An 11,684-nucleotide genomic window follows, 5' to 3' on the forward strand; every position below is an offset into this window, starting at 1 on the left:
AGCTGCCGCTTAGGCAGCCTGACCCACCCTGTCACCTATCGGTGCAGCAGTCCCATTCGCGTGCACCGACGTGTGGTACCAGTATGTATCGCGCACCTTCGAGTCATCATACGAGGGGTCGTCTCGCGCCGCCCAGAAGTCTGGCCGCTTCTCGACTTGGCAGTCGGTGCCACATTCTGGACAGGTTTCATACCCCTGATGAAAGCGATCCAACCACTCATCGTTCGCGTGCCACTCGTGCCTACAGGAGCCGCAGTGCATTCCGCGGAGGCGATCAAAGTTCACTGCACGCTCAATCACCCGACCAGTCTCACACCAACCACGGACGCCTTAATACTCAATACGCACACACCTCAGGCCACTTCCGTCGCCCAAAGCAAAAGGCAGAGTTTGAGAGTCACAAGAGACACCTCATACCACTCAAACGGCATGTCAGTGGGGGACTGTAAGAAAAACGGTGTGTGAGGGTCCGGGCTGATCCGAGAGGAGACGGCCGTGTCAGAGTCCACGACCGAAGCAATGGACGCGATGATCGATCCCGTGACCGGAGAGATCATTGACCATAAGGAACTGGCTGAGAAGCTGCTCGCGCAGGCCAAGGAGCAGGGCGTGAGTCTGGTCGGCCCGGGCGGGCTGCTGAACCAGCTCACCAAGAACGTGCTCGAGACGGCACTGGAGGCGGAGCTGACGGAGCATCTGGGGCACGAGCACGGTGAGGTGCCGATCGCGGAGAACACGCGCAACGGCACCCGATCCAAGACCGTGCTGACTTCAGATCGGCCCCGTGCAGATCGAGGTACCCCGGGACCGGGACGGGTCCTTCGAACCGGTGATCGTGCCCAAGCGCAAACGCCGCCTGGACGGCATCGATCAGATCGTCCTTTCACTCTCGGCCCGGGGCCTGACGACCGGGGAGATCGCCGCGCACTTCGAGGAGGTCTACGGAGCGACGGTCTCCAAGGACACCATCTCCAGGATCACCGAGAAGGTCGCCGGGGAACTCGCGGAGTGGTCGGCCCGGCCCCTGGATCCGCTCTACCCGGTGATCTTCGTCGACGCCATCGTGGTCAAGGTCCGCGACGGCCAGGTCCGCAACACCCCGTACTACGTGGTCATGGGCGTCACCACCAACGGAGAGCGGGAGATCCTGGGGATCTGGGCCGGTGACGGCGCCGAGGGAGCCCGGTTCTGGCTGCAGGTGTTCTCCGAACTGAAGAACCGGGGCGTGGAGGACGTGCTCATCGCCGTCCGCGATGGGCTCAAGGGATTGCCCGAGGCGATCACGACCACCTGGGAGCGGACGGTGGTGCAGCAGTGCATCGTGCACCTGATCCGCAACAGCTTCCGCTATGCCGGCCGGCAGCCCCGCGACGGGATCGTCAAGGCCCTCAAGCCGGTCTACACCGCACCGTCGGAGCAAGCGGCGAAGGATCGGTTCGTCGAGTTCACGACCGAGTGGGGCCAGCGGTACCCGGCCATCGTGCAGCTCTGGGAGTCGTCCTGGGCTTCAGTTCGTGCCGTTCCTGGAGTACGACGTGGAGATCCGCCGGGTGATCTGCACGACGAATGCGATCGAGTCGATCAACGCCCGCTATCGGAGGGCGGTGCGGGCCCGGGGCCACTTCCCGAACGAGGCCGCGGCGCTGAAGTGCCTGTACCTCGTCACCCGGTCTCTTGATCCGACCGGCGGCGGAAAGGCACGCTGGGTGATGAGGTGGAAGCCGGCGCTGAACGCCTTCGCGATCACCTTCGCCGGACGGTTCGAAAGAACCACTCACTGATGAAAATCGCCGGACCCACACACCCTTTATCGGACAGTCCCTCAGACGGCGGCCGCCCCGGCCGCCCCGGTGGCCCCTGCGGCACCGACGCGGCGCAGCCTGCGCGAGACGACCTTCCTGGTCCCGGACACCACCACCGAACCCGCGACCCAGGGGTGGCGGGCCGCGCTGAACCGGATGGGCCTGCGCCTGCCACCGTCGGAGGCCGAGCTGGCCGAACGGGAGGACGTGCGCACCGTGTCCCAGCACTGGCCCGGACCCAGGACCGTGGCCGTGGTCAACCGCAAGGGCGGGGCGAACAAGACCCCCACCGTGGCCCTGCTCTCCGCCGTGCTGGCCCGCTACGGCGGTGGGCCGGTGCTGGCCTGGGACAACAACGAATCCCAGGGCACCCTCGGGTGGCGCACCGAACAAGGCCCCCACACCGCCAGCGTGCTGGACCTGGTGGACTCCTCGGCTCGGTTGCTCTCCCCGGAGACCTCCACCGCGGACCTGGCGCACTTCGTCCACCACCAGCCGGCGGACAAGTACGACGTGCTGCGCTCCGATGGCAACGACGAGGGCGACCACGAGGTCACCGCCGAGGAAGTCGACATCGCCCACCAGGTCGCCTCCCGGTTCTACCGGATGATCGTCATGGACTCGGGCAACACCGCCCGCTCGGCCAACTGGCGCCGGATGATCGACCACACCGACCAGCTCGTCGTGCCGGTCACCGCGATGGAAGACCGCGCCGAGGCCGCCCTGCTCACCCTGCAGACCCTGGAGGCCCGGGGCGGGCACGACGCGGAGCTCGCCCGGGGTGCGGTGGTCATCGTCTCCGAATCCACCGACGCCGCCCGCGGCCTCGGGGGCGACGCGCTGAAGACGGCCCGGGCCGAGGCCCAGCGCATCGCCGACGGTTTCACCCCGCTGGTCCGCTCGGTGGTCCGGGTGCCCTACGACCCGGCCCTGGTGCGCGGGCTGATCCGCTACGACGCCCTGCGCCCGGGCACCCAGCGGGCCTGGCTGGCCGCCGCGGCGGCCGTCGCCCAAGGCTTCTAAGGGAACCCGCCGCCGTGGACACCTCCCGCAGCCTGCTACCCGTCGGCGCCGCGGCCGCCGTCGTGGGGCTGCTGATCCTGATCCCGGTGATGCTGATGATGCTCAACGACCAGACCCCCACCGCCCAGGCCGGGTGCCGCCCGGCCGGCGGCAACACCACGGGCATCCCCGAGCAACACCGCCAGAACGTCACCGCGGCCGCTACCGAGGCCGGGGTCCCGACCGCACTGGTCGCCGCCCAGATCCAGGCCGAATCCGGCTGGGACCACACCGCCCGCTCACCCGTCGGGGCCCGCGGTATCGCCCAGTTCATGCCCGCCACCTGGGAGCAGTACGGGGCCGGAGCCGACCCCTTCGACCCGAAAGCCGGGATCGCCGCCCTGGGCCGGTACATGAAGGACCTGCGCACCCAGGTCGGGCACCTCGCCCAGAGCGAGGCAAAGACGATCCAGCTGATCCTGGCCGCCTACAACGCCGGCCCCGGGGCCGTGCTGAAGCACCAGGGCATCCCGCCCTACGCCGAGACCACCAACTACGTGCAGAAGATCACCCGCACCGCGCAGCTGGACTACTCCGCCGACTGCCAACCCGTGGGAGGCGAGTTCATCGGGGAACTCGGCACCGGGGAATGGACCCACCCGCTGCCGGGAGGGCAGCTCACCAGCCTGTTCGGCCGCCGCCCCTGCCCGGCCGGGGTGCCCTCCTGCAACGACTACGTCACCGCCCACACCGGCATCGACCTGGCCGGGGGCGGCACCGTCGTGGCCCCCACCGACATGATCATCCGCTCCGCCGCAGACTCGATGCCCGGGCACGAGTACCTGGGCACCCACGTACTGGGCACCATGACCGAGGACCCGAAGCTGAACTTCCAGTTCCACCACTGCGCCCCCGGCACCCTCCGGGTCGCCACCGGGGACACGGTGGCCGTCGGCACCCCGCTGTGCTCCGAAGGAGCCTCCGGCAACGCCTCCGGAACCCACCTGCACTTCCAGATCACCACCCCCGACGCCCCCGGCACCACCCCCAGCCGGGAACACGCCATAGACCCCCGCCCGCTCCTCGCCCAGAAGGGAATCATCCTGTGAGACGCCCCTGGATCGCCCTCACCGGCACCGTCGTCGGCGCCGCCGCCATCGGAGCCACCGCCGCGGCCCTCATCGTGCCCGCCCTCGCCCCGCAGACCCCCGAACCGACCGTGAGCCCCTCCCCCGCGACCGCCACCACCAGCCCGGCGCACACCGAACGCGAACGCATCGCCCTGGACGCCGCGCGCATCATGACCACCTGGACCCCGGCCACCGACCACAACCGCACCGCCGCCGAACAACGCGCCCGACACCTGATGACCGCCCAACGCGCCAAGGCCGTCATCGCCCCCGAACGCCCCGCCACCGGCACCGAATGGCTCAAGGCCGCCAAACGCGAAGCCACCTCCGCACCCACCGTCGAACTCAATACCGCCACCGAACTCACCGACACCGGCGTCTCCGTCCTCGCCACCTGGACCTGGGACTCCCCCGACGGCAGCGACATCCCCACAGAACCCGGCACCCAGCCCCGCATCTACTACTTCGAGTTCACCCAGGACAACGAAATCCATGACTACAACTACTGACCCGGCGTGTCATACGTATGAAGTCGATTTCAGAAACTCTAGTGTGGGGAGCATGACTACACAGGTCCGTTCCCGCCGCGCAGGACGTCCCTCCAAGGGCGACCGACATGTCATGACCGCCCGTGTTCCCGTTGAGATGGCTGATCTGATCTTCCGTCTCGCCGAGGCCCGCGGCATTCCCGCCAGCGACTTCATCGCCGAAGCCGTGCAGGAGAAGCTGGCCCGCACCGATTTGTCCGACGTCGAGATGCAGGAGGAGCTGCCGCTGCAGAAAACCGCCTGATACAGCAGAAGGACCCGCGCCAACGGGTCCTTCCACAGAAATATCTAGTTATCCAACCCTGACCGTTACCGGCTACCAACCACTCGGTCGAGGGTTCTACCTTCCGCGTCCGCCAAGACGCTTCTGGAGGTCTGTTGCTCACTATAGCCGTACCCTCTTCGCGGGGGAAAGTTCCTGAAGCGTGTCACGCTGCGTGGTCGCTCACACATGCCCTCAGCCCACGCCCGAGTGTGCGCGTGGCCGTAGTAGACGCCACCGGCGCCATCCTCAACCAGTACGGCACGCACCGGCGTACCACCGCAGACACCCCGGCGCGCCCCTGGGCCGTGTACTTGGCCGGCAGTGACCACAGGTACCGGTTGCTGGCCTTCGACCTCGATGCCAAGACCCCCGACGCCGCAGTTGCGGTTGCGCGTGATGCCGAAACCCTTGTCGGACTGCTCGACGAAGCCGGCCTGGCCCCTGTGGTCTGTGCGTCCGGGCCGTCCGGCGGCCGTCACGTCTGGGCCGCTCTCGCGGATTCCGTGGAGGCTGACACCGTAGCCACCCTGGCCCGACTGGCCCGACACCTGTGCCCCACCCTGGACCTGGCGCCGCTGACCAACCCGGCCACCGGTTGTGTCCGTCCCCCGGGTGCTCCCCACCGAGCAGGGGGTACCTCCACCGTCGTCTCCGGTGACCTGAACAGCCTCTTAGCGCCCTCCGGCTCCGCTGCCGCTGTCCGGGCCCTCGTCGAGCACCTGGCGACACTCGTGGGAGCAGCCGAACCATCCGGCCCCCTCGAGGCGCACCGGCCGCTGCCAGTTGATGATCACGGGCATCCTTACCTGCCCGGTCCCCGGCGGGAACTGCCCGCCGTCAGCGGGGCGGCCCTCGAGGAAGACGCAGCGTTTGGGGACGCTTCCGCGGTGCTCTGGCGTGTGCTCATCGGGGCGGCCGCCGCCCGCTGGAAGCACGCCGACGTCGCCGCCCTCGTGCCCACCAGTCCCGGCCTGGAGCACCTGCGCTCCTACCGGTTGTCTACCGGTAGGAGCACCCAACGAGTGCCCCGCGAGCCCCGGGATGTTGCAGCGACCCTGGCCCGGCAGTGGGCCAAGGCCGTGGCCCACGTGGCCACCACACCCCGCCAGATCGGCGAAGACCCGACGTTTGATGCCCGCGCCGACGCCATCACCGCCCACGTCCGCGACGTCCAGGCCCGCGCCGATGCCGCCGCGGGCCGCTGGAGCCAGGGCCGCGGGCCGGCCGACCGCCGGGTCCTGGACGTCCTGTCCCTCCTGGCCCTGCAAGCCCTCACCCCGGACCTGGAGACCGACATCCGCCGCCTTGGCTTGCTCGCCGGCATCGGCCGCGAGACCGCTCGAGTCGCCTTGCTCCGGCTGGCCGCGGACGGCTGGATCACCAAGGTCCAAGACGCTGAAGGGTCCCGAGGAGCGCGGTGGCGATTGCACCCCCACGGCGATATCCACAGCAAGGAACCTAAGAGTCGGTCACAAGCGGACCCGCGCCCCGCAGGGGCCGGGGCCGCAGAGAGACTGACCCTCCTGGAAACTCTGACCCAGAGGATCCGCGCCTGCGTCCACGATGTCTTCACGCTGGGACCCGGGCTTGGACACGCTGCCGGTAACCTCTACGCCAAAGTCTCTAGAAATGCCCGGACTTTGACACAGCTAGCTCAGGACATTGGTACGACTAGGGACCATGCGGCCAGGCTGCTGGACCGACTTACTGAAGCGGGTCTGCTCACCCACTCCCCCACCGGCTGGTCCCGGAAGATCACCGATCCTCGCCCAACGGCCGCCAGACGGTTGCGCGTACACGGGCGTCTTGCCGAGCGAAGCGCCCGTTACAGGCTTGAACGCGAACTCTGGGCCTGGTGGCAAGCCGAGCTGGCCTGGATGCAAGCACCCCGACGCACCGCAGCCAGCCGACGGGCAGGCCCTGGCCAGCTAAGTCTTATTTCCGAGCTTGGTACAAACGTTTACGGGGCCCACCCCCGTCGGCCCGATGGCAAAGCAGACTATCGACGCGCCCGGTGGCTGGCGCTCACCGGACAAGCACGTGTAGATACGAGTGCCGCCGGCCGATTGCGCAGGGTGGACGCAGTCGATCAGGCCGCCTGACAGAGTACTGGGAGTACGAGACTCTGTAACTCACAGAATCTGTTTTTCAGATCATCGCCGACCTGATTCCCGGAACCTAACTCTCCGGGACTGTTCAACCTCGCTACTTCACCGCCATGTCCTTGGACCAACGGCCTCAAGTCTCCGAGGTCCGTACTCCGATGCCTACTGACGATTACAACGCAGACATGTCCTCTTCGACGATCCCTTCCTTTCCTTTGATCACAGACTCTGTAACTCACAGGCGGACAGACTCTGTGGCTCATCCCCGCGCAGATTCGTGAGGCGGTGGAGCTGCGTGCACGGTCCCGGTCTCGGGTCAGGGATCAAGGATCGAGGTTTAGAACTAGTGTCTACGAGTGCCCGCCGTGGGATGAGCGGACATCGGGCTCGTGACGCGCTCAGTTGCAGGACGTGGCCGGACGACCCGGCTCAACATCAGGGGATGCCCTCCACGCCGCAAAAATTTCCCCCTGGCGCGTTCCCCGGCGCGGCCAATAGCGTCGGAGTCTGTTAGTAACAGAGTTCGTGATTGAGTCAATTTAGTCCCTGATCCCCGACCACTCCCTCGCCGGACTCCCCCGATTTCCCACCCGTGGAGTAACACAGTCACGGACTCGCAGAGACTGTTCGTCCCGACGGGGGCCTCCGGGCGATTTCCGGGAGTGACAAGACTCTGCAAGGGGCACGCGACACCTTCCGCATCTTTTAGCGCGTCTTTCCACCACGCCTCGCTCGGACTCCCGGACTCACAGACTCCGTGATGTGCAGACACATGACCCCTCGCTCCCGCGGGAACAGGCTCCGTACTGGACTCGACCTTCCGCGATCAACGTTCGCCAGCAGCACCGGCCCCCTCAATGGGCAAGGGAGTGAACGGGCCACTTAGTCCCGTTCATAGACGGCTCCGCATCAACGGACACTAAAGAGATTCGCCCTCTCCTCAGAGCTAATACAACCGACGCGTTAGGCTCGCTACCACTGGAAGTTTCGGAGTCTGTTAGTAACAGACTCTGTTGCATGACCTAATCCGGTCTGGTCTCTGGTGAGCCGGGCCTAGCGAGGCACTTCTCCACGCTCTGCGCCGCGAATAACAGACTCGCGTACTCCCGAACTCTGTAACTAACAGGCACGCGCTCTTTGCGAGTTGAGACCCTGCGCAGCAATGACAACAGACTCTGTCAGTGACAGACTCTGTGGTGTCGGCGTGTCAAGACGAGCCCCTGCGGCAGAGAACCGTAGTCTGGGCGGTAACGGAACTTCCGAAATCTGTCACCCACAGACTTACAGACTCTGGCAATCTGTGAGTACCTGACTCTGGTGCATATCTGTAATCAACCATCAAGGAGGGCGAATGCGAATCGTCGCCGTCGTGAACGAAAAGGGCGGAGTCGGAAAGACGACCACCGTCATGGCCTTAGCGGCACTGGCCGCCGAAACTGAACGGGTGCTGGTCGTCGATCTAGACCCGCAGGGCTCGGCCATGGACTGGGGGAGTGCCGCCGAGAAGTCCGGCAAAGAACTCGACTTCCCGATCGTCACCGCGCGAAACCCCGAGGACCTCGGAGAGATGCGCAGCCTCGACTTCGACCTGATCGTCGTAGACACCCCCGGCAACCTCCAGAACGCCGACCTGCTGCGCAAGATCGTTGAATACTGCGACCACGCCATCCTGCCCACCGAACCCACCGCGATGGCTGTCCGGCCGCTGGTCCGCACCTGGCAGGACGTCGTCGAACCCACTGGCACTGCCTACTCGGTTCTACTCACCCGCACAGACCCGCGGGTGCCCCGCGACGTCGAGGACACTCGTGATCTGCTCACCCAGCTGCAACTCAGCGTGCTCGACCCCCACGTGCGCTCCTACAAGGTCCACGAACGGGCCTCCATCGACGGCACCGTGGTCACTGCATATGAGAAGAACCGGATGAGCGAGAAGGCGGCCGGGGACTACCGGGACGTACTGAAGGCACTGCGCAAGCAGTGGAAGGCTGAGGACCGCACCCGCGAAGGAGTGAACGCCTGATGGCCAAAGCTCGCATGACCGACCTGAGCGACCTGCTCGAGACGCGGAAAGCTACGCCGGCCACCCCGAAGCCTGTACCCGCTCCGAACGGAAAAGAGGCCGCCCCGAAGCCGGCGAAACGTCCCGCTGCTCCCAAGGCGGCCCCGGCCGCTCAGAAGCAGAATACGGAGACGCCCCCGGCAGTCACCGTACCCTCGGCGCCAGCTGGACTGCCCCGGTACAAAACTCTGGTCCGCAAGGAATCGCGCCTCACCGCTGCGCAGGCCGATCGGCTCAGCGGCATCGTGCGTGGCCTGAACCTCGCTCGGCAGGGACAGGGGGAGCGGATCACCGACAACACCCTGATCCGCGTCGGCCTCGAACTGCTCTTCACCCGTCTCGACGACCTGCACGGAACCACCGAGGCCGACCTGCTTCGATCCCTCGGACTTCACGAAATAAACTGACAGAACCCCTGAGTGACGGAGTCTGTCAGTCTGTCATTGTTTATGTCGCGGGCTGGCGGTGGGGTACGCCCTTCGCGTCCACCGCGGAGTGTCCAAGTCGGGCCTGCATGCCGGCATGTGGCGATCCGACCAAGACACTCGCTGCGGGTCCAGGGTGCCGGCCGCGAACTCGTCCCGTTGCGAGGCCAATCCCGGGCGCTGAAAGCGCGCCCGGGATTGGTGGACCAGCAGAGGGGCGGGGAGTCGTCCCTGGGCTTTCACGTATCGCGGGGCTTCGACTAGTAGTACTTCGTTAGGTCGGCTGCCAGTCCTGGTGGCAGTAGGGGCAGTGGCCGATCAGGGCGATGACGGCCATCTGGAGGGCGGCCAGAGTCTGGTAGAAGCTCAGCTGGCCGCCGCCGGTGCTTTTGGGTCCGGCTCCAGGCGCTGGGCGGTGGCGAACAGGTGGGCGGCGGTGACCAAGGTGACGTGGTGGTGCCAGCCGATCCAGGTCCGACCCTCGAAGTGGTCCAGGCCCAGGCCGTGCTTGAGTTCGCGGTAGTCGTGCTCGATCCGCTTGTCGGTCTTGGCCAGCCGCACCAGTTCGTCCAGTGCGGTGTCTTCGCCGAGGGTGGAGAGCCAGTAGTCGGTGGGCTCGGCGGCGCCGGTCGGCCATTCGGCCAGCAGCCAGCACGCCGGCAGGGTCCCGTCCGCCGCCCTGGGGATGGTGCGATGGGCCGGGCGCACCCGCAGGGCGGTGAACCGGCTGCTCATCACCGCCGACCGGTTCGCGGGGCCGGTGCGGGTGCCGGTGCGCCAAGCGACCTCGGTGAACCGCTCGGGGTGCTCGGTCGCCAGGGCCTGCACCGATCACGGGGCCTGGTGGTAGCGGGCAGTGCGCGGACGGGGCCCGCGCCCGGAGTAGTCCATCACCGCCGGGGTGGCCTCGGCCCGATGGGCGCTGGTGTCGGCCTTGACGGCCACCACGTACGGGATCCGGCGCTGGGTCAGAGCGGTGCGGAAGGCGCTGTTCTGTCCGTAACCGGCGTCGGCCACCACCACCGGGGGCCGGTGGCCCCAGCCGGCCAGCTCGTCGAGCATCTGCAGCGCCAGCTGCCATTTGGGCCGGTGCCGCACCGTGTCGGGGATGCCCGCCTTCGCCCGGCGCGCCCTGACCTGCTCGGCGTCCTGGGCCGTGGCCTGGCAGGTGTCGTCCCAGGCAGCGGGCACAAACAGGCGCCAGTCCAGTGGGCAGGAGGCCTGGTCGGTGACCGCGTGCACACTCACCGCGATCTGGCAGTTGCCGATCTTGCCCAGTGTGCCGGAATACTGCCGGGCCACCCCGGGCGAGGCCGTGCCCACCTTGGGGAACCCGGTGTCATCGACGACCCACGCCTCCGGGTGCACCAGCTCGATCGCCTTCGACGCCAACACCTGGCGGACCGGCTCGACCGGCCACGGCGAGGAGGACACGAACTGCTGCAGCTGCTGGTAGTCGATCCCGAGCCGGGCGCCCATCGGCTGCATCGACTTCCGGCGACCCTCCAGCATCAACCCCTGCAGGTACAGCCCACCCTTGGCCCGCTGGTCTTTCCGGACCAGCGAGGCGAACGCCTCGGCGACAAACTCCTCCAGCCGCTCACGCACATCCGGCGATCGATCAGCACGCATGGCATGAAACTACTCAGCGTCCGCATCCACCGGAAGACCTAACGAAGTACTACTAGTTCTGTTGACCGGATGAGTGAGGGGGCCACCCGTGAGAATGAATTACAGGACGAGAGGCGACGAGCCCGGTGTTTTCATCGACGGTGTCAAGGTCAGGGGCAACCTGGTCTGCAGGAAGGATCCTCGAGCGCCGTTCCACGCCGTGTATTTCAACGGAGAGCCCCAGTACGACCTCCAGTTATGGATCGATGCACGGTTGGAGACCGAGGTTCCAGCCCGCAGCCCAGAGTCTGAAGCCGTATACAAAGCGTTCGAAACCCACGACTGGGTCGGCGTGCCGGTATCGGACGCGAAGCGTTCGGGCAGTGATTGGTCACTGTCCACCTGCAGTGAACCGCCTCATCGCAGGATGAACCGCGCGAGGGCAGAGGGCAGCTGGAGGTAACCGCTCTGTCCCTGGTGGTGGGCGAGTAGCTGACGTGTCTCGCTGTCCCGTGGGCCCCGTGCCGGCAGCCAAAGTTGACCGTCACCGCCCGAGAGAAAACGCCGAGACCTGCGCGTCGGTCGTTGCCGGGTCGGATCCTTGCCTATTCCTGCAACGACACCCGGGTCCGGGCCACCGCGTCAGCGACGACGGCGCGTAGCGGGGCATTGATGTCGCGCCCGGCCAGCGGGGTGGACGCGGGCAGGCCGGCGGACTCCATCTGCTCCACCGT

6 protein-coding genes and 3 pseudogenes are annotated in these 11,684 nt (G+C 66.8%); 7 read left to right on the forward strand and 2 right to left on the reverse strand.

Annotation, left to right across the window (positions count from 1 at the left end):
• The first annotated feature begins 519 nt into the window (after positions 1-519).
• The 5 genes and pseudogenes from Q0283_RS01830 to Q0283_RS01850 all read left to right on the forward strand — a co-directional run bounded on the left by Q0283_RS01830 (position 520) and on the right by Q0283_RS01850 (position 4,726).
• Positions 520-1,781: pseudogene (locus Q0283_RS01830) on the forward strand (IS256 family transposase).
• Positions 1,782-1,841: 60 nt separating this feature from the next.
• Positions 1,842-2,825: pseudogene (locus Q0283_RS01835) on the forward strand (chromosome partitioning protein ParA); the annotation flags it as partial.
• Between the two features lie 14 nt (positions 2,826-2,839).
• Positions 2,840-3,913, forward strand: a complete 1,074-nt coding sequence (locus Q0283_RS01840; protein ID WP_298042312.1) for a transglycosylase SLT domain-containing protein — start codon at positions 2,840-2,842, stop codon at positions 3,911-3,913.
• Positions 3,910-4,443, forward strand: a complete 534-nt coding sequence (locus Q0283_RS01845) for a hypothetical protein (RefSeq protein ID WP_298042313.1) — start codon at positions 3,910-3,912, stop codon at positions 4,441-4,443. Before Q0283_RS01840 ends, Q0283_RS01845 begins: the two co-directional genes overlap by 4 nt.
• A gap of 52 nt (positions 4,444-4,495) precedes the next feature.
• Positions 4,496-4,726 carry a hypothetical protein gene (locus Q0283_RS01850; protein WP_298042316.1) on the forward strand — a complete coding sequence of 77 codons (231 nt, stop codon included), beginning with the start codon at positions 4,496-4,498 and terminating at the stop codon, positions 4,724-4,726.
• A 692-nt stretch (positions 4,727-5,418) separates the two neighbouring features.
• Here the strand turns inward: Q0283_RS01850 and Q0283_RS01855 are convergent.
• The gene (locus Q0283_RS01855; RefSeq protein WP_298042318.1) at positions 5,419-6,015 is read right to left on the reverse strand and encodes a hypothetical protein; all 597 of its coding nucleotides are present in this window, start codon (positions 6,013-6,015) and stop codon (positions 5,419-5,421) included.
• A gap of 2,188 nt (positions 6,016-8,203) precedes the next feature.
• Here Q0283_RS01855 and Q0283_RS01860 point away from each other — a divergent pair.
• Together Q0283_RS01860 and Q0283_RS01865 are read left to right on the forward strand one after the other, a co-directional pair.
• The gene (locus tag Q0283_RS01860) at positions 8,204-8,875 is read left to right on the forward strand and encodes a ParA family protein (protein WP_298042321.1); all 672 of its coding nucleotides are present in this window, start codon (positions 8,204-8,206) and stop codon (positions 8,873-8,875) included.
• Positions 8,876-8,889: 14 nt separating this feature from the next.
• Positions 8,890-9,321, forward strand: a complete 432-nt coding sequence (locus Q0283_RS01865) for a hypothetical protein (protein WP_298042324.1) — start codon at positions 8,890-8,892, stop codon at positions 9,319-9,321.
• Positions 9,322-9,705: 384 nt separating this feature from the next.
• On the opposite strand, the pseudogene Q0283_RS01870 reads toward Q0283_RS01865, so the two are convergent.
• Positions 9,706-10,971 (reverse strand): annotated as a pseudogene (locus Q0283_RS01870) (IS701 family transposase).
• Positions 10,972-11,684 lie beyond the last annotated feature (713 nt).

Source organism: uncultured Citricoccus sp., assembly GCF_937871995.1.
Taxonomy (GTDB): Bacteria; Actinomycetota; Actinomycetes; order Actinomycetales; family Micrococcaceae; genus Citricoccus.